Annotated in this window: 26 protein-coding genes and 1 riboswitch; of the genes, 7 read left to right on the forward strand and 19 right to left on the reverse strand. The window is 70.1% G+C overall.

Annotation, left to right across the window (positions count from 1 at the left end; genetic code table 11):
* The first annotated feature begins 114 nt into the window (after positions 1-114).
* From B161_RS0111655 to panB, 4 genes are all read left to right on the forward strand, one after another.
* On the forward strand, positions 115-1,449 hold the full coding sequence (locus B161_RS0111655; RefSeq protein ID WP_018633585.1) for an FAD-dependent oxidoreductase: 1,335 nt from the start codon (positions 115-117) through the stop codon (positions 1,447-1,449).
* The gene (locus B161_RS0111660; RefSeq protein WP_018633586.1) at positions 1,433-1,927 is read left to right on the forward strand and encodes a thiosulfate oxidation carrier protein SoxY; all 495 of its coding nucleotides are present in this window, start codon (positions 1,433-1,435) and stop codon (positions 1,925-1,927) included. The genes B161_RS0111655 and B161_RS0111660 overlap by 17 nt, the downstream gene beginning before the upstream one ends.
* 10 nt (positions 1,928-1,937) lie before the next feature.
* Entirely contained in the window at positions 1,938-2,270 is a 333-nt protein-coding gene (locus B161_RS0111665; RefSeq protein WP_026310392.1) for a thiosulfate oxidation carrier complex protein SoxZ, read from the forward strand.
* A gap of 79 nt (positions 2,271-2,349) precedes the next feature.
* Positions 2,350-3,174 (forward strand): 3-methyl-2-oxobutanoate hydroxymethyltransferase, encoded by an 825-nt coding sequence (gene panB / locus B161_RS0111670; protein ID WP_018633588.1) that lies wholly within the window; start codon positions 2,350-2,352, stop codon positions 3,172-3,174.
* Between the two features lie 16 nt (positions 3,175-3,190).
* Here the strand turns inward: panB and B161_RS0111675 are convergent, their stop codons facing one another.
* The 4 genes from B161_RS0111675 to B161_RS0111690 form a co-directional block, all read right to left on the reverse strand.
* Positions 3,191-3,742: a DUF924 family protein gene (locus tag B161_RS0111675; RefSeq protein WP_018633590.1), complete on the reverse strand. Its 552-nt coding sequence runs from the start codon at positions 3,740-3,742 to the stop codon at positions 3,191-3,193.
* Positions 3,739-5,523: a monovalent cation:proton antiporter-2 (CPA2) family protein gene (locus B161_RS0111680; RefSeq protein WP_018633592.1), complete on the reverse strand. Its 1,785-nt coding sequence runs from the start codon at positions 5,521-5,523 to the stop codon at positions 3,739-3,741. Before B161_RS0111680 ends, B161_RS0111675 begins: the two co-directional genes overlap by 4 nt.
* A 211-nt stretch (positions 5,524-5,734) precedes the next feature.
* Complete coding sequence (locus B161_RS0111685) at positions 5,735-6,439, reverse strand: response regulator transcription factor (RefSeq protein ID WP_018633593.1); 705 nt, start codon at positions 6,437-6,439, stop codon at positions 5,735-5,737.
* Positions 6,436-7,863 (reverse strand): sensor histidine kinase, encoded by a 1,428-nt coding sequence (locus B161_RS0111690; protein ID WP_157755614.1) that lies wholly within the window; start codon positions 7,861-7,863, stop codon positions 6,436-6,438. Before B161_RS0111690 ends, B161_RS0111685 begins: the two co-directional genes overlap by 4 nt.
* Before the next feature lie 150 nt (positions 7,864-8,013).
* Here B161_RS0111690 and B161_RS0111695 point away from each other — a divergent pair, with 150 nt between their 5' ends.
* The gene (locus tag B161_RS0111695; RefSeq protein ID WP_018633595.1) at positions 8,014-9,198 is read left to right on the forward strand and encodes a DUF3047 domain-containing protein; all 1,185 of its coding nucleotides are present in this window, start codon (positions 8,014-8,016) and stop codon (positions 9,196-9,198) included.
* A gap of 33 nt (positions 9,199-9,231) precedes the next feature.
* Here the strand turns inward: B161_RS0111695 and cobD are convergent, their stop codons facing one another.
* From cobD to B161_RS17910, 3 genes are read right to left on the reverse strand one after another with little or no spacing between them, the layout of a single operon-like run.
* Complete coding sequence (gene cobD / locus B161_RS0111700; protein ID WP_018633596.1) at positions 9,232-10,200, reverse strand: threonine-phosphate decarboxylase CobD; 969 nt, start codon at positions 10,198-10,200, stop codon at positions 9,232-9,234.
* A gap of 8 nt (positions 10,201-10,208) precedes the next feature.
* A complete protein-coding gene (cbiB, locus tag B161_RS0111705) occupies positions 10,209-11,150 on the reverse strand; it encodes an adenosylcobinamide-phosphate synthase CbiB (protein ID WP_018633597.1) in 942 nt (313 codons plus the stop codon).
* Positions 11,147-11,998: a hypothetical protein gene (locus B161_RS17910; protein ID WP_018633598.1), complete on the reverse strand. Its 852-nt coding sequence runs from the start codon at positions 11,996-11,998 to the stop codon at positions 11,147-11,149. Before B161_RS17910 ends, cbiB begins: the two co-directional genes overlap by 4 nt.
* On the opposite strand from B161_RS17910, the gene cobF reads away from it, so the two are divergent.
* Positions 11,997-12,758, forward strand: coding sequence for a precorrin-6A synthase (deacetylating) (cobF, locus tag B161_RS0111715; protein WP_018633599.1), 762 nt, complete (start codon positions 11,997-11,999; stop codon positions 12,756-12,758). The genes B161_RS17910 and cobF overlap by 2 nt on opposite strands.
* A 49-nt stretch (positions 12,759-12,807) precedes the next feature.
* Here cobF and B161_RS0111720 read toward each other — a convergent pair whose 3' ends face one another.
* From B161_RS0111720 to cbiE, 8 genes are all read right to left on the reverse strand, one after another.
* Positions 12,808-13,572 carry a CbtA family protein gene (locus B161_RS0111720; RefSeq protein WP_018633600.1) on the reverse strand — a complete coding sequence of 255 codons (765 nt, stop codon included), beginning with the start codon at positions 13,570-13,572 and terminating at the stop codon, positions 12,808-12,810.
* Positions 13,573-13,575: 3 nt separating this feature from the next.
* Positions 13,576-13,752, reverse strand: a complete 177-nt coding sequence (locus B161_RS0111725) for a CbtB domain-containing protein (RefSeq protein WP_018633601.1) — start codon at positions 13,750-13,752, stop codon at positions 13,576-13,578.
* A gap of 29 nt (positions 13,753-13,781) precedes the next feature.
* Positions 13,782-13,973, reverse strand: a riboswitch (cobalamin riboswitch).
* Between the two features lie 9 nt (positions 13,974-13,982).
* Positions 13,983-14,327, reverse strand: coding sequence for a DUF1636 family protein (locus B161_RS0111730; RefSeq protein WP_018633602.1), 345 nt, complete (start codon positions 14,325-14,327; stop codon positions 13,983-13,985).
* The gene (gene cobA, locus B161_RS0111735) at positions 14,324-15,046 is read right to left on the reverse strand and encodes a uroporphyrinogen-III C-methyltransferase (RefSeq protein ID WP_018633603.1); all 723 of its coding nucleotides are present in this window, start codon (positions 15,044-15,046) and stop codon (positions 14,324-14,326) included. The genes B161_RS0111730 and cobA overlap by 4 nt, the downstream gene beginning before the upstream one ends.
* Positions 15,043-16,341 carry a cobyrinate a,c-diamide synthase gene (locus tag B161_RS0111740; protein ID WP_018633604.1) on the reverse strand — a complete coding sequence of 433 codons (1,299 nt, stop codon included), beginning with the start codon at positions 16,339-16,341 and terminating at the stop codon, positions 15,043-15,045. Before B161_RS0111740 ends, cobA begins: the two co-directional genes overlap by 4 nt.
* On the reverse strand, positions 16,338-17,117 hold the full coding sequence (gene cobM, locus B161_RS0111745; protein WP_018633605.1) for a precorrin-4 C(11)-methyltransferase: 780 nt from the start codon (positions 17,115-17,117) through the stop codon (positions 16,338-16,340). The genes B161_RS0111740 and cobM overlap by 4 nt, the downstream gene beginning before the upstream one ends.
* Positions 17,114-17,479, reverse strand: coding sequence for a cobalamin biosynthesis protein (locus tag B161_RS0111750; RefSeq protein ID WP_018633606.1), 366 nt, complete (start codon positions 17,477-17,479; stop codon positions 17,114-17,116). The genes cobM and B161_RS0111750 overlap by 4 nt, the downstream gene beginning before the upstream one ends.
* Positions 17,476-18,657 (reverse strand): precorrin-6y C5,15-methyltransferase (decarboxylating) subunit CbiE, encoded by a 1,182-nt coding sequence (gene cbiE / locus B161_RS0111755; RefSeq protein WP_018633607.1) that lies wholly within the window; start codon positions 18,655-18,657, stop codon positions 17,476-17,478. The genes B161_RS0111750 and cbiE overlap by 4 nt, the downstream gene beginning before the upstream one ends.
* Between cbiE and B161_RS0111760 the strand changes: the two genes are divergently transcribed.
* Entirely contained in the window at positions 18,656-19,402 is a 747-nt protein-coding gene (locus B161_RS0111760; protein ID WP_018633608.1) for a cobalt-precorrin-6A reductase, read from the forward strand. The genes cbiE and B161_RS0111760 overlap by 2 nt on opposite strands.
* Here the strand turns inward: B161_RS0111760 and cobJ are convergent.
* The 4 genes from cobJ to B161_RS0111780 are packed head-to-tail and all read right to left on the reverse strand — an operon-like array spanning position 19,381 to position 22,595.
* Positions 19,381-20,121: a precorrin-3B C(17)-methyltransferase gene (gene cobJ, locus B161_RS0111765; protein WP_040789563.1), complete on the reverse strand. Its 741-nt coding sequence runs from the start codon at positions 20,119-20,121 to the stop codon at positions 19,381-19,383. The two genes, B161_RS0111760 and cobJ, sit on opposite strands and share 22 nt — an antisense overlap.
* A complete protein-coding gene (locus B161_RS0111770) occupies positions 20,118-20,849 on the reverse strand; it encodes a precorrin-2 C(20)-methyltransferase (protein WP_018633610.1) in 732 nt (243 codons plus the stop codon). The genes cobJ and B161_RS0111770 overlap by 4 nt, the downstream gene beginning before the upstream one ends.
* Positions 20,846-21,475, reverse strand: a complete 630-nt coding sequence (locus tag B161_RS0111775; RefSeq protein WP_018633611.1) for a precorrin-8X methylmutase — start codon at positions 21,473-21,475, stop codon at positions 20,846-20,848. The genes B161_RS0111770 and B161_RS0111775 overlap by 4 nt, the downstream gene beginning before the upstream one ends.
* Complete coding sequence (locus B161_RS0111780) at positions 21,459-22,595, reverse strand: hypothetical protein (RefSeq protein WP_018633612.1); 1,137 nt, start codon at positions 22,593-22,595, stop codon at positions 21,459-21,461. The genes B161_RS0111775 and B161_RS0111780 overlap by 17 nt, the downstream gene beginning before the upstream one ends.
* Position 22,596: the final 1 nt, after the last annotated feature.

The raw sequence follows: 22,596 nt of genomic DNA on the forward strand, positions 1-22,596 counted from the left end.
AGATAAGCGTCCGGGATCTTGCTGGCCGGTTCGGCCGCGCTCCTCGGCATGTCTTTCCCGTCGGCGTCGCGGTCGTCCACCGGCTCCCATAAAAAACCCTGCGGGAGGGCCGTCATGATCAAACGTCGCAGCTTTCTGATCGGAGCCGCCGCCGGGGCGGGCGTTCTGAGTCTGAACGGAGGCCGTCTTCTGGCGGCGCCCTCGGTGTTGAGCTCCAATGTTCAGCTCATGCCGCGCGAGGGCTCGGCGCCGCGCATCGTGATCTGCGGCGGCGGCTGGGGCGGCCTGACCGCCGCGCGCCACCTCCGCGAGGAGATCCCCGACGCCGACGTGATCCTGCTGGAGCGCAATCCCTTCTTCTGGTCCTGCCCGATGAGCAATAAATGGCTCATCGACGTGGTGGACACCAGCTTCCTCACCCATGACATGCTCGCGCCGGCCCAAGCCCACGGCTATAAGCTCGTGCAATGCGAGATCACCGAGATCGAGCGCGATAAGAAGCAGGTCCGCACCTCCAAGGGCGTGGTGGATTACGATTATCTCATCCTATCGGGCGGCATCCGCAACGATTATGAGGCGTGGTTTGGAAACGACCAGACCGCCATCGAACAGACGCGGCGGAATTTCCCCTCGGCCTATATTCCCAGCTCCGAGCATATCGCGCTCAAGAATAAGCTGAAGAACTTCAAGGGCGGGACCATCGTCATGACCCTGCCGCCGCCGCCCCATCGCTGCCCGCCCTCGCCCTATGAGCGGGCTTGTCTGATGGCTTGGCACATCAAGACCAACAACATCCCCGGCAAGATCCTGATTCTGGATCCGAAGCCCCGGATCGCGCCCATCGGGGCGGGCTATAAGGCCGCCTTCGACGAGCTGTATCCCGACATCATCACCCATGTGCCCAACGCCAAGGTGAAATCGGTGGATCCCTTCAACAAGAGCATCAGCACCGAGGCCGGAGACTTCGATTTCGACGACGCCGTGCTCATGCCGCCGCATCAGGCTTCGGATCTCGTCTGGCGGGCGGATCTCATCGGCAAGGACGCCGAGGGCAAGCCCACCGGATGGGCCGATATGAATCCCCGCCTCTACCACGCCAATTCCGATGAAGACGTCTATATCGTCGGCGACAGCATGGGCGCGATCTCGCCGCATTTCGGGCATTACCCGAAAAGCGGCCATGTCGCGAATTACATTGCGAAAATCGTCTCGCGCAACATCGCCCAGCGCGTGCGCGGCGAGGAGGTCGTGGCCGAATTGCCGGATAATCTCTGCTATATGCTGGTCAACGGCGATCCGCTGGAGGCCATTTCCGTGGAATTCCTTTATGACGTCGGCTCGGACGGGCTGGTGCGTCAGACTCAAATCGACATCGACGTGCGCACGCCCGATCTGATGGATGAGGATTTCGTCTGGATCAAAGGAATGTTCGATGACTTCCTCGTCTGAGCCCGACCGGCGCCGGATTCTGCTCGGGGCGGCGGGGGCGGCTCTGGGGGCGGCTCTGCCGCTCTCCGGAGCCCGCGCCCAGGAGCTGGCCACCACCGCCGAGGCCCAGCCTGATTCCGCCGAAGCCGACCGCATCGCGGCCGAGTTCCTCGGCGGCGTCGCGCCGCAGGCTTCGGGGCTGAAGCTGGAGGCCCCGGAGACGGCCGACAACCCCGCCGCCGTGCCGCTGCACGTCGTCGTGACGGAGCCGCTCGCGGAAGACCTCTGGTGCGAGGAGCTGATCGTGATCGCCGAGCGCAATCCTCTGCCTCTGGCCTGCCGCTACCGCTTTTCGGCGGCGACGGGCGCGGCCGAGGTCGCGCTGCGGGTGCGGCTGATTCAAAGCATGGAGATCCGGGCTCTGGCCCGCCTGAGCGACGGCCGCGTGCTGGAGGCCCGCGCCGCGGTCGAAAGCGGCGTCGGCGGATGCGGCATGTGAGGAGGCGAGAATGAGCAGACCCCCGAGAATCTGGATGAGTTCGGCGACGCCTGCTCAAGGCGAGGTCGTCCGCGTCCGCGCCCAGATGCAGCATGTGATGGAGAGCGGCTTCCGCCTCGACTGGAACGGCGCGCCTCTGGAGCGCAATCTCCTCACGCGCTTTGAGGCGCGGCTCAATGAAACCCTCCTGATCGAATGGGAGCCGGGCCCTTCGATTTCGCAGAATCCCTACGTCGAATTCGCCTTCGCCGCCCGCGAGAGCGGAACCCTGCGCATGCTTTGGCTCGACGATCAGGGCATGCGGCTCGAAGCGGAGCGCGAGATCCTCGTGGCCCCCGCCTGATGGGGCCTGAAAGCATGCGCGCCCGGCGATCCTGTGCTAATCCTCCCGGCGCGGAGCGAAAGCGAGGGAGAGCGACCGGATGAGCGCGCAGCCGAAGACCAAAGGACGGATCACGCCTCAGGACATCCGCGCCTTGAAGGGCGCGGCGCCCGTCGTCTGTCTGACGGCCTACACCACGCCGGTGGCCAAGCTCGCGGATGCGGAATGCGACCTCGTGCTGGTGGGCGACAGCCTCGGCATGGTGCTGCACGGCCTGCCCTCGACCTTGGGCGTCACCCTAGAGATGATGATCCTCCATGGCCAAGCCGTGGCGCGGGGCCTAACGCGGGCCTGCATGGTGGTGGACATGCCCTTCGGCTCTTATGAGGAGGGGCCGCGGCAGGCTTTCCGCAACGCCGCCCGCATCATGGCCGAGACCGGCGCTCAGGCGGTGAAGCTGGAGGGCGGGCTCCATATGGCCGAGACCGCGGCCTTTCTCGTGGCGCGCGGGATTCCGGTGATGGGCCATGTCGGGCTGACGCCGCAGGCGGTGAACGCTCTGGGCGGGTATAAGCTCCAAGGCCGGGGCGCCGACGCCGACCGCGTCTTGCGCGACGCCGAGGCTCTGGCGGAGGCGGGGGCCTTCGCGGTGGTGCTGGAGAAGATCCCGACCGAACTCGGCGCGCGGATTTCGAAGATTCTGCCGGTCCCGACCATCGGCATCGGCGCGGGCGCCGCCTGCGACGGACAGGTGCTGGTGATCGACGATCTGTTCGGGCTCTTCGAGGATTTCCGCCCGAAATTCGTCAAGCGCTACGCCGAATTCGGCCGCGACGGACGCGCCGCCGTGGCGGCCTACGCCGCCGAGGTCCGCGCGCGGAGCTTCCCCGCGCCCGAACATGGCTTTTCCGACAAGGCGCCCTGAGCGCCTTTCAGGAAGATCAGCCCCGGAAGCCGCCTTTTCTCAGGAATTCGGCCTCCTCCGGCGTGGTTTCGCGCCCGAGCAGCGGATTGCGATGCGGAAAACGTCCGAAGCGGCGGATGATCGCGCGATGGCCTTCGGCGTGCTCAAGCCAGGGCTGGCCGAGCCGCCGGTTCAGCGCCACCGAAACCTCCTGATCCGCGACGTCCTCCGAATGGGCGAAGGGCAGAGCGAAGAAAAGCCGCATCTCCGGCTCGACGCGGGCCATATGGCCGCGGCTTTCGGCCTCCCGCGCGAAGCCGAGCGCCTGCGGATCCGTCGCGTACATCCGCGCCGAGCCGCGAAAGGCGTTGCGGGGGAACTGGTCCAGCAGGATCATCAGCGCCAGAGCCCCTTCCGGATCGAAGACCCAGCCGTCGCAGGCGCCCGCCGCCGCTTGCTCATGCAGCGGCAGGAAGCCTGCGCGAAAGCTCCGGTCGAAGCCGGAGCGCTGAGAGAACCAGTCTCCCGCGCGTCCGGCCTCGCGCCAGAACCCGACGACTTCGGAAGCCGAAGCGAGGGGCTCGCTCAATGGCCTTCCTCCTTTTGTCCGGCGTTGCCGAGGATCAGGCCGCGCCCTGCGTAGATGCCGCCGACGACCTCCAGCCCGAAGCGTTCGGCGTCGCGGGCGCGCACCTCCTCCAGAACCTGCGCGACCTCCTCCGGGGCCTCGCCGAGCCGCAGCAGAGCCTCGCGGCCCATGTTCAGAGCGGATTCGAAGGTCTCGCGGATCTGATAGGCCACGCCCAGATTGGCCAGCTCCAGCGCATGTTCGCGGTCGAAGGCGCGGGCCAGAACCGGGACCATCGGGAATTCATGCCGCGCCAGCTCCGCGATGCGGGTGACGGCGGCGGGATCTCCGGCGGCGGCGACGATCAGGCTGGCTTGTCCGGCGCCCGCCGCATGCAGGATGTCGAGCCGCGAGCCGTCGCCGTACCAGAGCTTGAAGCCGAAATCTCCGCCGTCGCGGATGGCCTGCGGATTGGTCTCGATGATCGAGAGCGAATGTCCGCGCGCCAGAAGCGGCTGGCTGACGATCTGGCCGAAGCGTCCGAAGCCGATCATCAGCACGCGCCCCGAGAGCCCCTTCGCCTCCTCGACGCCCTCCATGGAGGGGCCGGCCTTGGGGGCGTAGCGGGCGTGGAGCATGATCATCAGCGGCGTCAGGGCCATGGAGATGATGATGATCGCGGTCAGATTGGCGTTCCACACCGGGGTGAGGATGCCGAATTGCGTCGCGGCGGCGTAAAGCACGAAGGCGAACTCGCCGCCCTGAGCCATCAGAACCGCGCGCTCCAGAGATTCCTCGCGATCCGCCTTGAAGAGCCGGGCCACGCCGTAGATCACCAGCATCTTCAGCAGCATGAAGGCGGGGACGCTGATCGCGATCACGGTCCAGTTCGCCGCGATCACCTTCAGATCCAGCGCCATGCCCACGCCGAGGAAGAACAGCCCGAGCAGCAAGCCCCGGAAAGGCTCGACGTCGGCCTCAAGCTGATGGCGGAAGGAGGATTCCGAGAGCAGAACCCCCGCGAGGAAGGCGCCCATCGCCATGGAGAGCCCGCCCTCCTGCATCAGCACCGCCGCGCCCAGCGCCACCAGCAGAGCCGCCGCCGTCATGATCTCGCGGACGCCGAAGCGCGCCAGAAGCCGCAGGGCCGGATCGAGCAGATAGCGCCCGACCAGCACCAAAGCCGCGATGGCCGCCAGCCCTATGGCCACGGAGGTCAGACGATCCGCCAGCGTGACGGCCTCGCCGCCCGGCGCCAGAAAAGCCACCATCGCCAGCAAGGGCACGATGGCCAGATCCTCCAGCAGCAGAATGGCGATGATGCGCCGCCCCTTGGGCTGGGCCATCTCGCCGCGCTCGGCGAGCATCTGCATGACGATGGCCGTGGAGGTCAGCACGAAGCCGGTTCCCGCGACGAAGCTCGCCGCGACGGGATAGCCCAGCGCGATTCCCACCCAGATCAGAACCGCGATGGCCAGACCCACCTGCGTCAGTCCGAGGCCGAAGATCTCGCCGCGCATGGCCCAGAGCCGCGAAGGCTGCATCTCCAGACCTATGGCGAAGAGGAAGAGCACCACGCCCAGCTCCGCGACGTGGATGATCGCCTGAGGATCATGGAAAAGGCCGAGCCCATAAGGGCCTATGGCCAGACCCGCCGCCAGATAGCCCAGCACCGAGCCGAGTCCGAGGCGTCGGAAAAGCGGGACGGCGACCACCGCCGCCGCCAGAAGAACCACGACCGGGAGCAGATCGACGCCATGATGCGCCGCCGCCTCGGCCGTGGCGGAAACCGGGTCAGCCATTTTGCAGCCTTTCTAGATCTTCGCCCGCCTGCGGAGATCCCGCGCGGGCGATTCGGGGCGCTAGAATGGCGAAGGCGACGAAAACCACAAGATCCGCATGACCAAGGCCCGGCGCTTCGCAGAAGCCGGGCCTGAGGGCTCAGGCGGAAGACGGCCGGATTCTCCCCGGGCGCGCAGACCGCGGAACTCCGCCTGTGGACCTTCCGCCCGCTCATTCTCCGCCATGCGGGCGGAGATAGAGATAGCCCAAGCCCCGCGCGGTGCGGATGATGCGGGGGTTCTGCGGCTCGCGTTCGATCTTCGCCCGCAAAGCCGAGACATATTGATCCAGCGCGCGGCTGTTGGGCAGATGATCGCGGCCCCAGGCTTCGTCGAGCAAGGCGTCGCGGTCCACGGGCCGCCCCTCATGGCGATGCAGAAGCCGCAGCACGGCCAATTCGCGGCGCGTCAGTTCGATCCTGCGGCCCTCCCGGATCGCGACGAAGGCCGCAGGATCCACGCGCAGATCGTCCATGAGGAAAGCGGCCTCCGCCGGAGGCGCGCAGGCCGCCCGCCGCGCCATGGCCCCGACGCGCGCCCGCAGCTCCGCCGGATCGAAGGGCTTGGCCATGTAATCGTCGGCGCCGAACTCCAGCCCGAGCGCCTTGTCGAAGGATTCCCCCCGCGCGCTGAGCATCAGGATTTGCGTGAGCGGCGCCGCCTTGCGGATCTCGCGGCAGAGGCTCAGGCCGTCGCGGCCGGGCATCACCACGTCCAGCACGACCAGCGGGAAGCGCTCTTCGGCGAAGGCGGCCCAAGCCTCCGCGCCGTCGGCGGCGAGGCGGCAGGAAAAGCCCTCCATCTCCAGTAGATCCCGCAGCCCCTCGCGCAGGGCGGGATCGTCTTCGGCGATGAGGAGGCGCGGCGCGGCGGTCATGAGGGGCCTCCCGGAAGAGCGGGCAGGCTTAGAGCGAAGCGCGCGCCCTGCGGGGCGATCTCCGCCGAGAACGCGCCGCCCGCCTGACGCGCCAGAGCCGCGCAGGCTTTGAGTCCAAGGCCGAAGCCGCCCGCGCCCTCCGGCGGGGGGCTCCGCGCCCCCGCGTCGGAGACCGTCAGACGGATTTCGCCCGGCGCGCGGCGCGTGGCGATCTCGACCACGGCGCCGGGCGCGTATTTGCGGGCGTTGTCGAGCAGGTTCAGCAAAACGCGCTCGAAGGCGCGGGCGTCGAAGCGGGCGGGCTCGGGGCTGCGCAGATCAAGGAGCGGCGCGGCGCCGAAGCTCGGGCCGTAGCGCTCCAGCAGGGCGCGGACCAGAGCGTCCGGGCTGAGGATCTCCAGAGCGGGCGCGGGCGGGGCCTCCGCGGCGAAGGCCGTCAAAGCGCCCTCGACGAGGCGGGAGAGGCGGATCGTCTCCTCCTCGATCACCGTCGCGCAGCGCGCGATCTTCTCAGGACGCCCCTCGGCGCGGCGCAGCAGATCGGCGTAGAGGCGCAGATTGGCCAGCGGCGTCCGCAGATCATGCGAGACCTCGGCCAAGGCGTCGAGCCGGATCCGCGCCGTCCTCAGCTTCAGCCGATGCGCCCGCACGGCGAAGAGCCCCGCCGCCGCCGAGCCCAGCAGCGTCGGCGCCAGCAGCAGCGCCAGCGCGAGCGGGCTGCGGCGCGGGGCGGGCTCCGCCTCCAGAGCCAGAGCGAAGCCCGCGAAAGGCGCGGGCAGAAGCCCGAAAGCCCATTCGGCGCCGGACTCCTGCGGGGCCTCCAGATCGGCCAGCCGCGCGGGCGCCGCGAGCCGGGCGGCGGCCTCCGCCAGAGCCTCGGGGCGCAGCAGCAGGCAGACCACGCCCGGAGGAGCCTCCCGGCAATGCAGCGCCGGAGCGGCGGAGTCGCGCGGCGTGCCGGACCAGACCGAGCCCATGCGCGAAGCCTCCGCGCGCAGAGACTCCAGACGCGGCGCCGCCTGCCGCATGAGGCGGTCCTCGCCGAAGAGCAAAGCCTCATGTCCGGCGGGAAACAGGGGCTCCAGAGCGGGGCCGAAGAGCGCCACGGCGGCGAGGACGGGCTCCGTGAGGTAAGCGCGCCGCAGCCCGTCCGAGCCCCCGGCGAGAAAGGCCGCGCCGACGCTCTCCGCCAGACGCCGCGCCTCCGCCTCCAATCCCGCCGCGACCGCGCCCGCCCGCGCCTGAGCCTCCGTCTGCGCCGCCTGACGCTGGGTTTGAAGCGCGACCGCGCCTTCGGCCTCGGCGAACCAGAGGCCGAGCAGCGTCAGGGCTCCCGCCGGCAAAGCGACGAGCGCCGCCACGAGGGCCGAAATCCCCCAATCCCGCCCCCGGTCCCGGCCGGATTCCGCTATGTTCGGCTTCATGGCGCGAAGCTAGCACGCGGCGACCCCCGCGCGGGCTTCAGACCTTGGTCGCAGACCCCGCCTTTCTGACCGAAACCTGACGCAAGCCTGACCCAGCGCCGCGCCGCAGGCCCTAGGAGGAGGAAAGGCTTTATTTTGGGAGGATCGGCCATGCCCTGCGCTCTTCACGGATTCCATCTTTCGCGCCGTTCGGCGCTGCTCGGCCTCGGCGCCGCCGGGCTGGCTTCGGGTTTGGGCGGGCTCGCGAAGCCCGCCGCCGCGCGGCTCTTCGCCGACGGCGAATTCACGGCGGCGATCCGCGCGGCCTATGAGCGTGCGGGCGGCGCCTCCCTTGGGCGGATCGCGCCTTTTACGATCGTCGGCTCGACGCGGCCATGGGAGACGAAGCTCCCCGAGGTCAAGGCGGGCCAGCAGGTCACCTTCCTGCTCAGCGGACGCTGGCATCTGCTGCGCGAGCTGGATCTCTGGTTCGAGCCGGGGGTGGTGTTTCATGCGCGGGCGGCGGGCGGGGCGATGTATAATCCCTCGCTGAATTTCGGAACAATGACCGCCGACCGCGACGGCCCGCTGGAGCTGGCGCGCTCGGGCGGCGAATGGGCGAATCCCGAAGGCGAGCTTTGGACGCCGATGGACGCCTATCTGGCCGCCGAGGGCCGCATCGAGGGCGTGGCGATCCTCTGGGACGTCGATCCGCGCGAGGGCCTCGCGCGGATGAAGGCTCAGGGCGACGCGGCGGGGATTTTGGCTCAGGCGCATGAGCGGGCGGTCTTTCCGCACGCCACGCCGGAAGGCTGGAGCAATCATTTCAATTTCGGCGAGGGCGGGGTCTTCCGCGCGGGCGAGAGCGAGATGAATTGCCGGACCCAAAAGCAGGTCGCGATTCTGCGCCGCGACGTGAATCTGGATCTCACCGAGGATCTGCGCCTCGACTGGGATTGGATCGTGGAGGAATTGCCCTCTCTGGTCGCCGAGGACCAGATTCCGACCCATGATTATCTCTCCATCGCGGTGGAGTACGACGACGGGCAGGATCTGACCTATATGTGGAGCGCCGCCATTCCGCAGGGTCAGGTGTTTCGTTGCCCTCTGCCGGGCTGGAACATGATCGAGACCCATGTCGTGCAGCGCAGCGGCCGGGAGGATCTCGGGAAATGGCTCTCCGAGAGCCGCAATCTGGCGCAGGATTACCGTGAGTTCGTCGGAGGTCCGGCGACCAAGGCCCTGCGAGTCTGGCTGCTGGGCGTCTCGGTCTTTCAGCGGCGGATCGGCGCCTGCCGCTATCGGGGCGTGAGCATCGGCGGCGCGGCGGAGGATTCGCGGCTGCGGCTGGTCTGACTCCGCGCGTCGCCCCGCGCCGTCGGGGAGGCGTCAGCGGAGCGCCGCGGCGAGGCGGCTCCATTCCTCCTCGTCTCCCGGCAGGCCGAGCCTCAGCCAGCCTTGCGACCATGGAAAGCGCCGCGACCAGACGCGGCCGCGCGCGAGGCGGTCTTGGGCTTCGGCGGCGTCGCCCGTCTCATAGAGACGAAACAGGGCGGCTCCGCCGAGGAGGCCCCATCCTGCGGCCTGCGCGATCCCGTCCAGACGCAGGGCCTCGGCGGCGAGCCGCGCGGAGGTCGCCCGGCGCCAGGCGGCGTCCGCCAGAGCCCGCGCGCCGATCTCGACCGCCGCGCCGCTCACGGGCCAAGGCCCCGACAGGGCGGCGAGCGGCGCCGTCTCCTCCGGATGCCCCAGCGCGAAGCCGAGCCGGACTCCCGCGAGGCCGTAGAACTTCCCGAAGGAGCGCAGCAGGATCAGGCCCTTCGTTCCGGCATGGGGGCTCAGGGAAAGCTCCGGCGCGGGATCGACGAAGCTCTCGTCCACGATCAGCCGCCCCACGCGCGGGAGAAGCGCGAGCAGAGCCTCCGGGGCGTAGGTCCGGCCGTCGGGGTTGTTGGGATGGACCAGAACCGCCAGATCCGCCCCCGCGAGCCCTTCGAGACCGGCGACCTCCTCCACGCGCCAGTCTTCGGCGCGCAAGCTGGCGGCGTGTTCGTTATAGGTCGGGGCGAGGACCCGCGCGAGGCCGGGCCGCGCCAGCCTCGGATACAGCTGGATCGCCGCCTGAGCCCCCGCCAAAGCGACGATCCCTGCCTCTGCGGGCGCGCCATAGGCGAGGCGGGCGGCCTCGGTCAGACGGGCCATGTCGGCGCGGGTGGGCAAATCGGTCCATGCGCGGGCGGGAAGCTCCGGGAGGGGCCAAGGGCGGCGGTTGATCCCCGTCGAGAGGTCGATCCATTCCCGAGGATCGCCGCCATAGGCCGCCATGGCCGCATCGAGATTTCCGCCGTGATCGCGCATCTTCTTCCTCAAACCAAGGCGACGAGCGCCAGAACTCCCGCCAGAAGCCCCATGCTCCGGCGCATCAGACTCAGGCCCGCCGCGATCTCCCGGGGCCCCGGATCCGGCGCGCCCGCGTTCACCCAAGGCTCGTCGGAGAGGCGCCCCTCATAAACGCGCGGACCGGAGAGCCGGACGCCCAAGGCTCCGGCCATGGCGGCTTCGGGCCATCCGGCGTTGGGCGAGCGATGTTTGCGCGCGTCGCGGAGCATGCAGGCGAAGGCTCGGCGCGGCTTCAGCCCCGCCAGAGCGAAGAGCAGCCCGGTCAGCCGCGCGGGGATCAGGTTCGCGACGTCGTCGATGCGGGCCGAGGCCCAGCCGAAAGCCTCCAGACGCGGCGTGCGATGGCCGAGCATGGAATCCAGCGTGTTGACCGCCTTATAGCCCGCGATCCCCGGCAGGCCGAAGAGCGCGCCCCAGAAGATCGGCGCCGTGATCCCGTCGGAAGCGTTCTCCGCGAGGCTCTCCAGAGCCGCCCGCGCGACCCCCGCCTCGTCGAGCTGCGTCGGATCGCGCCCGACGATCTTCGCCAGCTCGACGCGGGCCGAGGCGAGATCCCCCGCCGTCAGAGGCCGCGCCACGGCGGCCACATGGTCATGCAGCGAGCGCGTGGCGACGAGCGGCCATGCGAGAAGCCCCGTCAGCAGAACTCCAAGCCAGCCTTTGGGAAAAGCGGCCTGAAGCGCCAGCGCTGGAAGCGCCGCCGCCGAGATCGCCGCCAGAGCCGCCGCCGTCCCGAGGAGGCGCCGCCGCAAAGGGCTGAGGTCGAGGCGGTTCAGCCGCCGCTCCAGAGCCCCGATCAGCGCCCCAAGCCAAGTCACCGGATGCCCGAGGCGGCGAAAGAGCCGGTCCGGCCAGCCGATCAGGGCGTCGATGGCCATGGCGAGGATCATGGCGAGGGCGAAGCTCATAAGGCGCCTCCGAAGCGGAAGCGCAGAGGCGCGGCGAATCCCGCCGCGCGCAAGAGGTCTTCGGTCCGCGCAGGCGCCTCGCCGGGCGCGAAGAGCAGCGCCCGCGCCGAACCCGTATGGGCCATGCTCCAGCCGAGCGCCCCCGTCCGGCGCGCGAGATCCGCCGTGGGGTCGCCCCGAGGCCCGCGCAGGGCGAGGCTCCGGCGGGCGGATTCCGTCGCCAATTCCGCCAGCGCCTTCGCCGAGCCGCAAGCCTCCGGCCAAGCCGCCGCGAGATCCGCGGCGTCGGGGAAATTCAGGTCGAAGGGATCGGTGGGCCGGGGCGGCCCGAAATATCCCCCGACCACTTCGAAGGCGGGCGCAGGCGGCAGAATCGCGAGGCTCCGGCCCTCCCGCGAAGCCCAGAGTCGGCGCTCCGGCGCGGAGAACGTCAGAGGGTCCGTCGCGCCTTCCGAGATCTGGCAGGCGGCGGCGATCCGCCCGGCGTCGGAGATTCCCGCCGCCCGCGCCAGAGCGACCCGCGCCGCCGTCGAGGCGCCGCAGCCGCAGCCGGGCGGCATGCCGAGGCTCAGCCGAAAGCGCCCCTCCACGGGAATCCCGAGCAGATGCAGAAACACCGCCGCCTGATCCGGCGTCAGGACCGGAGGCCCCGCCTGCTCCAGAGCGAAGGCCCCCGGCGCGCGGCTCGCCCGAGCCTCCAGTTTGGGGCAGGGCAGAGTGATCAGCGCCAGAGGCCCTTCCGGCCCGAGACGCCCTTGCAGAAGCTCTCCGAAATGCCCCATCACGCGGCGCGAGGCTTCTCCGCGATTCTCGGAGAAACGCGAATCTTCAAGCGCGAAAGAGGACATGATGCGGCTTCTTCTCATCGGCATGGGGACCGGAGATCCCGACCATCTGACCTTTCAGGCGGTCAAGGCGTTGAATTCGGCGGATCTGCTGCTGATCCCCGCCAAGGGCGAGGAGAAATCCGAATTGGCCGAGCTGCGCCGGGGGCTTTGCGCGGCGCATCTGCGCAATCCCGCAACGCGGATCGTCGAGTTCGCCATGCCCCGCCGCGACGTCGCCCGCGAAGATTATCTGGAGGGCGTGGAGGACTGGCACGACGCCATCGCCGAAGCATGGTCCGCCGCCCTCGCGGCGCATCCTGAGGCCGAGCGCGCGGCTTTGCTCGTCTGGGGCGATCCCTCGCTCTATGACAGCAGCTTGCGGGTGGCGGCGCGTCTGGCCGCGCGGCGGCCGCTGGAGGTGGAGGCGGTTCCGGGCCTGACCTCGATGCAGATGCTCACGGCGGCCCATGGGATTCCTCTGAACGGCCTTGGGGCTTCGGTTCAGATCACGACCGGGCGGCGTCTGCGGGACGAAGGCTGGCCCGAAGGCGTCGAGACCCTCGTGGTCATGCTCGACGGCGGATGCGCCTTTCAGAATCTCGCGCCGGAAGGAATCGACATCTGGTGGGGGGCGAGGCTCGGCATGAAGGATCAGCTTCTCGACAAGGGGCCTCTGGCCGAGGCCGGGCCGCGCATCCTGAAGGCCCGCGCCGAAGCGCGCGCGCGCCATGGCTGGATCATGGATCTTTATCTGATGCGCAAGACGGCCCAGCGAGCCTGACCCGCCGGACCGTCTCTCCGGGGCGCATGCCGCCCGGAATCTCGAAAGCTCAGGCCGCTTGCGGTTCAAGCGCCGTCTCCGGCTCGCGCGACCAGAGCCATCCGGCGGCCAGACCGAGGAAGGCCCAGGCCGCCAAACCCACGCCGAGGGCGCGTCCGGCGAATTGCGCCGCAAGCTCGGGCGGCGTCGGCCCGAAGAATTCGTCCGGATGAGGCGCGCCGATGAGCTGCGGCGCGAGGATCAGCGCCACGGCGAGGCCCCAGAAGGCCCAGTTTTTGCCAAAAGCGATGAGCCAAAGCCCGACCGCCGTCGCGGCGACCGTTCCAAGCCACCAGATCTGGCGCTGGACGACGTCGGCGGCGGACATGCCCGGCAATTCCGGCGAGAGCCCGAAGGCGGGCGCCAATTGCACGGCGGCGAATCCCGCCACGCCCCAGATCAGACCCTGACGCGCCGTGATGGTCGCGCCCCGGCTCGCGGCCAGAGCCATGGCCGCCGTCAGGAGCAATCCGTATCCGGCGTAGACCACCAGCGAGAACAGCACGGAGAGGCCGTCCCGGGCGAAGTCGATCCCCGGATGCGCCGCATGGGCCGGAGAGCCCGAAGCCTCCGCAGCCGGCGCCGCCGCGCCGTGGTCATGGCCGGATCCAGAAGCCTCGCCATGATCCGTCGGGACGAAATGCGCGAGTTCGCCGGTTTCATAAAGCTCGGCGTGGAGCAGCACAGGCTGCACGAAAACGAACTGCAGGAGAGCCGCGATCAGCCCCGCCGCAGCGCCAGCGAGCAAAGCGCTGGAGATCAGACGTTTGAACATGGCTCAGTGGCAGGGAAAGCCGGTGGCGTGACGCACGTCATGGGCGGCGTCATGCAGGGTCTCGGACTGGGCGAGGCCCGCCGCGAAGATCAGCGCCGCGCCGAGCAGCGCCGCCGCCAGAATCGCGCCGAGAGACGAAGCGGCGGAGCCCGCGCGCTCCGCAGGGGTCGAAATGGTCATGATCGCTCCTTGCCGTCCCACCCGACGGCGTTTGAGGGTCATGCGGGGCCGGTCTCCTGACTCGCGGGTCGCGGCCCTTCCCCTGCCTTCCCGGCGCAGGGCGCCAGTGGCTTCGTCGGAGAGGGCTCGCCGCTTACAGTCGCGGGGGCGGTCGGGGTTTCTCACCCCGTTCCCGGAGCTTCGGAAAGGATCTCCGAAGCGCCTCGCACATGCGGCATGAGTCGCATTTTTCAGGCTTCCGGGTCAAGCGCGAAAGGGTGGGGCGGGATGCGCGCCAGAGCCTTCAGGCGCAGGCTCCCGAGGGGGCGGGCGTCCTCGATGGCGCCGTCGGGGCTGGCCTCGTAAAGCGCGGCGAAGGCGGCGAGTCCGGGCAGGTCTTCGGGCTCCACCGGGCTGAAGAGATAGGCCGTCTTGCCCGGCGCCCGCGCCGCCAGAGAAGCCCCGCCCCGGCATCCCGACATGCAGCCCGCCAGCGTCACGCGCCAATTCGGGCGATCCGCCAGAATCTTGGCGGCGGCCTCGGCGAGCGCCGCGCCGCCCTCCCGGCATTCGCGGCAGACGAAGATCCAATTCATGGCGCGAGGGCTCCGTAAAGGATCAGAGCGGGGGCCTCGCCGCGCGGGGCGCCCTCCAGCCGGGCGGCGAGGCGCGCCAGATCTTCGCGCGTGATGTTCTGCGCAGGCGTCGAGACGCCTTCCGCCAGCAAGGCGGGAGTCTCGGGCGGCAGGCCCTCCGCGATCAGCCGCGCCGCCAGAGCCGGAAAGGTGGCCCGCGCCATGAAGACGACCGTGACCGCCTGAGGATCGGCGAGGGCGGCCCAGTTCAGCCCCTCGGGCAGCTCGCCCGAAACGTCATGCCCGGTGACGAACTGCACGCGCCGCGCCGCCAGACGCCGCGTCAGAGGGATTCCCGCCGCCGCGGCCGCCGCCATGGCCGAGGAGACCCCCGGGATCACCTCATAGGCGATTCCCTCGGCGCGCAGAGCCGAGATCTCCTCCTCCAGCCGCCCGAAGAGTCCGGCGTCTCCCGATTTCAGCCGCGCCACCCGCGCGCCCGTGCGGGCGTGGTCGAGCAGCAGGCGGCTGACGTGATCCTGTTTCGGCGAGGCCCGGCCCGCCCGCTTGCCCACCGCGACGAGATCCGCCCCCGGGCGCGCATGGCCGAGGATCGGACCCGCCGCCAGATCGTCGAAGAGCACCACGTCCGCCCGCTTGAGGCGATCCGCCGCTTTGAGGGTCAGCAAATCGGGATCTCCGGGGCCGGAGGAGACGAAGGAGACGAATCCCGCGCTCATGAGGCTTCTCCGATCAGATGGAGGAAGGTTCCCGAGACCAGCCCGCGCCGGGAGCCGGTTTCAGGAACCGTCGCGCCCTCGGCGTCGCGGACGACGGCCAGAGGCGCGTCCGGCTGAGCGAGGATGGTCGAATAATGGAATTCATGGCCCCTCAGCCGCGCGCCGGGCTCATAGCCGGGCATGGGCGCCGCAAGGGTCGCGAGGCGATAGCCGAGATGCATCTTGCGCTTTTCATAGGAGGCGACGAGGCCCAGAAGTCCCGCCATGGCGTGGCGCTCGCCCTTGGCGTCGGCCAAAGCCTCGCCGAGGACCATATAGCCGCCGCATTCCCCATGGACGGGACGCCGCGTCGCGAAATCCCGCAGCCCGCCGAGAAAGCGCGTCGCCGCCGCGAGGCGTCCGGCGTGCAGCTCGGGATAGCCGCCCGGCAGCCAGCAGAGATCCGCCTCCGGAGGCGCTTCGTCGGCCAGAGGCGAAAAGGGCAGGATCTCGGCGCCTTGCGCCCGCCATGCCTCCAGAAGATGCGGATAGACGAAGGAGAAGGCTTCGTCCCGCGCGAGGGCGATTCTCTGGGCGGGGGGCTTCGGCGCGCGGGGAGCCGGAAGCTCCGCCGCATGGGAGGAGGCCGCCGCCCGGATGGCGCCGAGGTCGCAATGCGCCCGCAGGAACTCCGCATAGGCGGCGATGGCGGCTTCGAGATCGGGATGCTCCGCCGCCTGCACCAAGCCTAAATGCCGCTCGGGCAAGGCGAGGTCTCCGCGACGGGGCAAGGCTCCGAGCACGGGCAGACCCGCCGCCTCCACGCCGAGCCGACAAAGCCGCTCATGGCGCGGCGAGGCCGCGCGGTTGAGGATCACGCCCGCGATCCGCACCCCCGGACGAAAGGCCGCCATGCCCGCCGCCAGAGCGCCCACGGTCTGCGCTTGCCCTGAGACGTCCAGCACGAGGACCACGGGCCAGCCCGTCAGGGCGGAGAGGTCGGCGGTGGCGCCGCTTCCGGATTCTCCGGGGAAGGCCACGCCGTCGAAAAGCCCCATGGAGCCCTCGGCCAAGGCGAGGTCTCCGCCCCGCGCCAACTGAGCCGCCAGAAGCTCCGGCGCCATGGCCCATGTGTCGAGGTTGAAGGATTCCCGTCCGCAGGCGGCTTTGTGAAAGGCGGGGTCGATGTAGTCCGGCCCGCATTTATAGGGCTGGACCTTCAGGCCCTCCTCGGCGAAGGCGCGCAAAAGCCCCAGCGTCACGGTGGTCTTGCCGGAGCCGGAGCGCGGCGCGGAGACGATCAATCCGGGGATCATGACGAACCTTTCACGGCTTCGGCGCGGCCCGCGCGGAATCGACGGTCGTAATCCGGCGCGTAAAGGCGGCTTTCGGCGAAATCCTCGGCGGAGAGCGCCCGCCCGACGAGAATCAGCGCCGTGCGCTCCATGCTCTCGCCCACGGCCTCGGCGATTTCGGACAGGGGCGCCCGCACCACGCGCTCATCCGGCCATGAGGCCCGCCAGACCACAGCCGACGGGCAATCGGGGCCGTAATGGGCGGCCAGCTCCTCTGCGATCTCCTTCAGGCGATGAATCGAGAGATGCAGAGCCAGAGTCGCCCCCGTGGCGGCGAAATTCGCCAGAGTCTCGCCCTCGGGCATGGGCGAGGCCCGCCCGGAGGTTCGGGTGAGGATCACGCTTTGCGCCAGACCGGGGAGGGTCAGCTCCGCCCCGAGGGCCGCCGCCGCCGCCGCGAAGGAGGGCACGCCGGGCGTCACGGTGAAGGGAATCCCGAGGGCCTTCAGGCGGCGGATCTGCTCGCCCATGGCCGACCAGACCGAGAGATCGCCCGAATGCAGCCGCGCCACGTCCTGACCCGCCGCATGGGCGGCGGAGATCTCGGCCATGATGGCGTCGAGGTCCAAAGGCGCCGTATTGACGATCCGCGCGCCGGGCGGGCAATGGCTCAGCAGGGCTTCAGGCACCAGCGAACCCGCGTAAAGGCAGACTGGAGAAGCCGCGATCAGATCGCGTCCGCGCAGGGTGATCAGGTCGGCCGCGCCGGGGCCCGCGCCGATGAAATGAACGGTCATGAAGGGTCTCCTGAGAAGGCGAGGGCCGCCGTGGCGAGGCGATCCGCCGAAATCGCGCGGGGCGCGGTCAGGCGCGCGCCGGAGCCTGCGGCGGCGAGGGCCGAAGCCTCCGCGACGCTCCCGGCGCCGTAGGCCGCGCGGGAGGCGGCGCTTTGCGTGAGGGTCTCCTGCGCGGCCAGAAGCTCCGGCGCGATGAGGACGAGGCGGCGCCCCGTCTCCTCCAGAGCCCTCGCGGCGGGATGCGCGGCTTTGGCGGCGGGCAGCCCGACGCGCCCGGCCTCCAGAGCCCCCGCCCGCGCGAGGGCGTCGAGCAGGGAGGCGAGGCTCGCGGCTTCGCGGAATCCGATTCCCGCCGCCCTCATTTCATGACGCTCCATTGCACCACAGGATAGGCCGCCTTCCATCCGCTCTTGCGCCCCAGAGGCGCGGCCTCCGCGAGTTCGATCCGCATCAGGCTTCCGCCGACCTCGCTCCGCCAGCGCGTGAAGAGCGCTTCGCTCTCCAGCGTCACGGCGTGGGCGACGATCCGCGCCCCCTGCGGGACCAAACTCCACAGCGCCCGCACAAGCTCTTCGCTCGCGCCGCCGCCGACGAAGACCGCATGCGGCGCGGGAAGCCCCGCCAAAGCCTCCGGCGCGCGGCCCTCGCGGATCTCCAGCCGCTCGACGCCGAAGCCGGCGGCGTTGGCGCGGGCGCGGGCGGCGCGGGCCGGATCGGCCTCGATCCCGACGGCCTGAGTCGTGGGATGGGCCAGCAGCCATTCTATGGCGATGGAGCCCGATCCCGTTCCGACGTCCCACAGCCTTTCGAAGGGCCTCGGGGCGAGGGCCGAAAGCGCCAGAGCCCGCAGGGGGCGTTTGGTGATCTGGCCGTCATGGTCGAAGAGGCTGTCCGGCAGGCCGGAGCAAAGCGGAGGCGTCGGGCCTTCTCCCGCGAAGACGAGCGCCGCCGAAACGGGGGCGGCCGCCTCAGAGAAGGTGAAATCCTGCGCGCGGGTCTCGCGGACGCGCTCCAGAGGCCCGCCGAGCCGCTCCATGAGGATCATCCGCGTTTCCCCGAAGCCTTGGGAAGTCAGCCATGCGGCCAGTTCTTCCGCCGCCGCGCCGTCGCGCAAAGTGGCGACGACCCGGCCGCCCGGCGCCAGATGGGGCCTCAGCCGCGCGAAGGGGGCGGCGTGCAGGCCCAGAGCCGGAACCTCCTCCATGCGCCAGCCGAGCCGCGCCCCGATCAGCGCGGGCGTCGAGGGGGCGGGGAAGGCGCGCCATTCGCCCGGAGTCAGGGCCTCGGCGAGGGCGCCGCCGACTCCATGCCAGAAGGGATCTCCCGAGGCCAGAGCCGCCACGCGCCGCCCGCGCAGAGCCAGCAGCGGCGCCGCGGAGAAGGGGAGGGGCCAAGGGCGTTTGTCCGGATGCTCCACGAGCGCCAGATGCCGCGCCCCTCCAAAGAGAATCTCAGCCTCCGCCAGCGCGCGGCGGCTTGCCTCGGAGAGGCCCGCCGGTCCATCCTCGCCGATCCCGACGATGGAGAGCCACTTACTCATGCGTCCGACCCTCATCCTCGGCGGAACGACCGAGGCTTCGCGCCTCGCCGCCGCCATGGCCGCGCGGGGCTCGCCCGCGCTCTTCTCCTACGCCGGAAGAGTGGAGGCGCCGCGCCCTCAGCCTCTCCCGACCCGTATCGGCGGCTTCGGCGGGGCGGAGGGGCTGGCGCGCTTCCTCCGCGAAGAAGGGATCGGCCGCGTGGTGGACGCCACCCATCCTTTCGCCGCCCGGATCAGCCGCAACGCCGCCCAAGTCTGCGCGCAGGCCGGGATTCCGCTGCTCTCCTTCGAGCGTCCGCCCTGGCGCCCCGCTCCGGGCGACGATTGGACCGAAGTCCCTGACTTGCCCGCCGCCGCCCAAGCCCTGCGCGAGCTTCCGCCCGAAAGGATCTTCCTCGCCATAGGCCGCCAGAATCTGGAGCTTTTCGCTCAGGCGCCGCAGCATGATTATCTCTTGCGCTTGGTCGATCCGCCGGAGGCTCCGCCGCCTTTGCCGCGCGCCGGGATCGTGATCGCGCGCGGGCCTTTCACGCCGGAGGGCGATCTTGAGCTTCTGCGCCGCCAGAGGATCACGAAGATCCTCGCCAAAAACGCGGGCGGCTCCGGCGCCGAGGCCAAATTGATCGCCGCGCGGAGGCTCGGGCTGCCCGTGCTCCTCGTCGCGCGGCCCGAGGCGCCCGAGCGCCCGCGAGTCGCCGGGGTCGAAGAGGCGATGGACTGGATTCATGCCGACCTCGGCGTATAGACGAAGCGCCCGACGCGGCGCGTCCGCGAGGAGCCGACCAGAACCACCGTGCGCATGTCGGCCATTTCGGGCGCGGCCTCGCGGAGCGGAATCACGCGGATCTCCTGCTCCGGCGTCGAGACGGCGCGGGCGAAGAGGATCAGCCGCTCCGGCTCGCAGATCTCGCGCAGCAGAGTCAGAACCTCGGCGAATTGCCGGGGCCTCGCCTTGGAGCGCGGATTATAGAGCCCCATGGCGAAATCCGCCTCGACCGCCAGACGCAGGCGCTTCAGCACCAGCCCAAAGGGCTTGAGGTTGTCGGAGAGGTTGATGGCGCAGAAATCATGCCCGAGCGGCGCGCCCGCCGCCGCCGCCGCCGCCAGCATGGCCGTGACGCCCGGAACGACCCGCACTTCAAGGTTTCGCCACGCCTCCGGCCCGGCCTCCATGGCCTCGAAGAGCGCCGAGGCCATGGCGAAGACTCCCGGATCTCCTGAAGAAACCACCGCCGCGCGCCGCCCCTCGGCGGCGAGGCTCAAGGCCAGAGCTGCCCGCTCCAGCTCCACGCGATTATCCGAGGCGTGGCGGATCTGGCCCTCGCGCTCCGGGATGCGGGCGACGTAGGGGCCATAGCCCACGATGTCCGTGGCCTCGGCCAGAATCGCCCGAGCCTCCGGCGTGACGAGATCTTCAGCCCCCGGCCCAAGCCCCGTCACGGAAACCCAACCTCCCGGTTTCATGGCCTGCGCCCTTGTCCATGCAGAAGGAGGATGGCGAAATAAGGCGCCTCCTCATCTGCGGGAATCTCGGTCATTTTGCGGATTCTCTGACCCTCCATGGTCCCGCGCTCGACGAGCCATGCGGCTTCAAGCCTTCCCGCCGACGCCAGAGCCCGCCGCAGACGCGGCAGATTCCGCCCAATCTTCATCGCCACGAGCGCGTCGGAGGCGGCGATGCGCTGCGCCATCTCGGCTTCGGAGAGCGTGGCGGGCATGACCGTCAGCACGTCGTCGCCCCATGCTATGGGCTGGCCCGAGGCCGTCCAGCATCCCGCCATGCCGGTCACGCCCGGAACCACCTCGACCATCTCCGCCGGGAGCCGCGCATGCAGATGCATGAAGGAGCCGTAGAGAAAAGGATCCCCCTCGCAGAGCACCACCACCTCTTCGCCCGCTTCGGCCCGCGCTTTCAGGCGCTCCGCCCATTCGGCGTAGAAGGGCGCGAGGGCGCCGTTATAGGCGGGATCCTCGAAAGGGATCTCTGTGGTGACGGGATATTCCATCGCCAGCTCTTCGACGTCCGGCGCGAGCATCCCCTCGACCATCCGCCGCGCCAGACCGGGACGCCCCTTCTTGCGGAAATAGGCCACCACCCGCGCTGTGCTCACGAGGCGATGGGCGCGCAGGGTCAGAAGCTCGGGGTCTCCCGGCCCGAGCCCCACGCAGACGACGCGGCCTTGAGCGCTCATTCGCGGCCTCCCGCGAGGGCGTTGACCGCCGCCGCCGTGATCGCCGAGCCGCCCAAGCGGCCCTCGACCACGCACCAAGGCGCCGGATCAGCCGCCATGAGCGCGGCCTTGGACTCCATGGCCCCGACGAAGCCCACCGGACAGCCGATGATCGCGGCGGGACGGGGAAACTCTGGGTCCTCCAGCCGATTCAGCAGATGAAACAGCGCCGTCGGGGCGTTGCCGATGGCCACGAGCGCCCCCGCCAGACGAGGCCGCCAAAGCTCCACGGCGGCGGCGCTGCGGGTGTTTCCAATCTGGGCCGCCAGCTCCGGAACGGCGGGATCTCCGAGCATGCAAAGCACCTCGTTTTCGGCGGGCAGGCGCGCGCGGGTGATCCCCTCGGCCACCATGCGGGCGTCGCAGAGGATGGGCGCTCCGGCCCGCAAAGCCGCCTGAGCCGCCGCCGCGAAGCCCGGCGCAAAGCGGATATGGCGCGCCAGATCCACCATGCCGCAGGCGTGGATCATCCGCACCGCCGCCACCTCCTCCGCGCCGGAGAAGCGGGCCAGATCGGCTTCGGCGCGGATGGTCGCGAAGCTGGCGCGATAAATGGCGGCGCCGTCGGTTTCATAAAGATGGGGCAAAGGAGCCTCGCAAGATGGCGGGAATCTCGGCTGAGGCCAGACCCGTGAGATGGGGCGGCGCTTTGGCGGAGCCGTCGCGGATGAAGTCGAAGCGCCCGTCCGGCCGCGCGAGGAGCGTGGCCTCGGCGGGTCTTGGATGGGCGCAGCCCTTGGCGCAGCCCGAGACATGCAGCCGCGCGCCTTGCGGGACCAGAGCCGCGAGGCTGCGGGCGAGATCGCGCGTCGCGCCCTCCGCCGAAGCGCAGCCCGGAGCGCCCACGCAGGCCGAGACGCGCAAGAGCGGGTCCAGCGGATCGAGGATCAGGCCGGGGATGTCCGGCGCCTCCCGCAGGCCCTCGACCACCGCCGAGCGCCAAGGAGTCAGACGCAAAGGCGCGCGGGCGAGCGACCGCAGAGCCTCCGCCTCCACGCGTCCGAAGGGAAAGGCGAGATGGAATCCAGGCGCCTGCGGGCCGAGGCCGGGCGGGGCGGCGGTCAGCGGCGTCTGAGCCGCCGCGAGGGGCGGGCGGAGGCCGCTTCCGATCAGACGCGCCATGCGTCCAGCTTCCCCCCGGTTCTCCGCGAACCAATGGGCCAGAGCCAGAGCCTTGGCGGGAGCCTCTTCGGCGCTCACGGGCTCGCCGAGAGCCATGCCCTCGGCGCGCAGGATCAGGCCCTCAGGGCTTCTTTCGATGCGGATGTCCGCCGAGGCCCCGCCGAGGATCGCCTGCGGCCCGAGATCCAGCGCGAAGCCGAATTTCGCGGGCAAAGGCGGGGCTTCGCCGAGGGCCGCCTCCAGAGCCGCCGCCATCTCTAAAGCATGGTCCTCCGCGCGCCAGAGCGGCGCGACGAGGATGTTGCGCCGAGCCTCCATATCGGCCTCGGCGTCGAGCAGGCCATGGCGGGCGAGGATCCTGTGAATCTCCGGCAGGACTTCAGGTCTCACGCCCCGGAGATGCGGATGGGCGCGCGCGCTGAGTTCAATCGCCCCGTCGCCGTAGGTTTCCGCGAGATCGGCCAGAGCCTGCGCCTGATCGGGCGTCAGGCGTCCGCCATGGGGCCGCAGACGCAGGATCAGCCCGTCGCCGCTCTCCATGGGCCGCCGCGCGCCCGGACACCAGCCTTTCACCTCTCCGGCCATT

The organism is Neomegalonema perideroedes DSM 15528 (assembly GCF_000374145.1).
Lineage (GTDB): Bacteria > Pseudomonadota > Alphaproteobacteria > Rhodobacterales > Rhodobacteraceae > Neomegalonema > Neomegalonema perideroedes.

What these genes read in the sequence shown, in the direction of transcription:
- B161_RS0111665 (WP_026310392.1), top strand. Translation starts at nt 1,938, where the DNA reads ATGAGCAGACCCCCGAGAATCTGGATGAGTTCGGCGACGCCTGCTCAA.
- B161_RS0111720 (WP_018633600.1), bottom strand. Translation starts at nt 13,572, where the DNA reads ATGTTCAAACGTCTGATCTCCAGCGCTTTGCTCGCTGGCGCTGCGGCG.
- B161_RS0111725 (WP_018633601.1), bottom strand. Translation starts at nt 13,752, where the DNA reads ATGACCATTTCGACCCCTGCGGAGCGCGCGGGCTCCGCCGCTTCGTCT.
- cobA (WP_018633603.1), bottom strand. Translation starts at nt 15,046, where the DNA reads ATGAGCGCGGGATTCGTCTCCTTCGTCTCCTCCGGCCCCGGAGATCCC.
- cobJ (WP_040789563.1), bottom strand. Translation starts at nt 20,121, where the DNA reads ATGAAACCGGGAGGTTGGGTTTCCGTGACGGGGCTTGGGCCGGGGGCT.
- cbiE (WP_018633607.1), bottom strand. Translation starts at nt 18,657, where the DNA reads ATGAGTAAGTGGCTCTCCATCGTCGGGATCGGCGAGGATGGACCGGCG.
- cbiB (WP_018633597.1), bottom strand. Translation starts at nt 11,150, where the DNA reads ATGAGCTTCGCCCTCGCCATGATCCTCGCCATGGCCATCGACGCCCTG.
- cobM (WP_018633605.1), bottom strand. Translation starts at nt 17,117, where the DNA reads ATGACCGTTCATTTCATCGGCGCGGGCCCCGGCGCGGCCGACCTGATC.
- B161_RS0111695 (WP_018633595.1), top strand. Translation starts at nt 8,014, where the DNA reads ATGCCCTGCGCTCTTCACGGATTCCATCTTTCGCGCCGTTCGGCGCTG.
- B161_RS0111660 (WP_018633586.1), top strand. Translation starts at nt 1,433, where the DNA reads ATGACTTCCTCGTCTGAGCCCGACCGGCGCCGGATTCTGCTCGGGGCG.
- B161_RS0111780 (WP_018633612.1), bottom strand. Translation starts at nt 22,595, where the DNA reads ATGGCCGGAGAGGTGAAAGGCTGGTGTCCGGGCGCGCGGCGGCCCATG.
- B161_RS0111740 (WP_018633604.1), bottom strand. Translation starts at nt 16,341, where the DNA reads ATGATCCCCGGATTGATCGTCTCCGCGCCGCGCTCCGGCTCCGGCAAG.
- cobD (WP_018633596.1), bottom strand. Translation starts at nt 10,200, where the DNA reads ATGCGCGATCACGGCGGAAATCTCGATGCGGCCATGGCGGCCTATGGC.
- B161_RS0111655 (WP_018633585.1), top strand. Translation starts at nt 115, where the DNA reads ATGATCAAACGTCGCAGCTTTCTGATCGGAGCCGCCGCCGGGGCGGGC.
- B161_RS0111750 (WP_018633606.1), bottom strand. Translation starts at nt 17,479, where the DNA reads ATGAGGGCGGCGGGAATCGGATTCCGCGAAGCCGCGAGCCTCGCCTCC.
- B161_RS0111730 (WP_018633602.1), bottom strand. Translation starts at nt 14,327, where the DNA reads ATGAATTGGATCTTCGTCTGCCGCGAATGCCGGGAGGGCGGCGCGGCG.
- B161_RS0111690 (WP_157755614.1), bottom strand. Translation starts at nt 7,863, where the DNA reads ATGAAGCCGAACATAGCGGAATCCGGCCGGGACCGGGGGCGGGATTGG.
- B161_RS0111680 (WP_018633592.1), bottom strand. Translation starts at nt 5,523, where the DNA reads ATGGCTGACCCGGTTTCCGCCACGGCCGAGGCGGCGGCGCATCATGGC.
- B161_RS0111760 (WP_018633608.1), top strand. Translation starts at nt 18,656, where the DNA reads ATGCGTCCGACCCTCATCCTCGGCGGAACGACCGAGGCTTCGCGCCTC.
- B161_RS0111685 (WP_018633593.1), bottom strand. Translation starts at nt 6,439, where the DNA reads ATGACCGCCGCGCCGCGCCTCCTCATCGCCGAAGACGATCCCGCCCTG.
- B161_RS0111770 (WP_018633610.1), bottom strand. Translation starts at nt 20,849, where the DNA reads ATGAGCGCTCAAGGCCGCGTCGTCTGCGTGGGGCTCGGGCCGGGAGAC.
- B161_RS17910 (WP_018633598.1), bottom strand. Translation starts at nt 11,998, where the DNA reads ATGTCCTCTTTCGCGCTTGAAGATTCGCGTTTCTCCGAGAATCGCGGA.
- cobF (WP_018633599.1), top strand. Translation starts at nt 11,997, where the DNA reads ATGATGCGGCTTCTTCTCATCGGCATGGGGACCGGAGATCCCGACCAT.
- panB (WP_018633588.1), top strand. Translation starts at nt 2,350, where the DNA reads ATGAGCGCGCAGCCGAAGACCAAAGGACGGATCACGCCTCAGGACATC.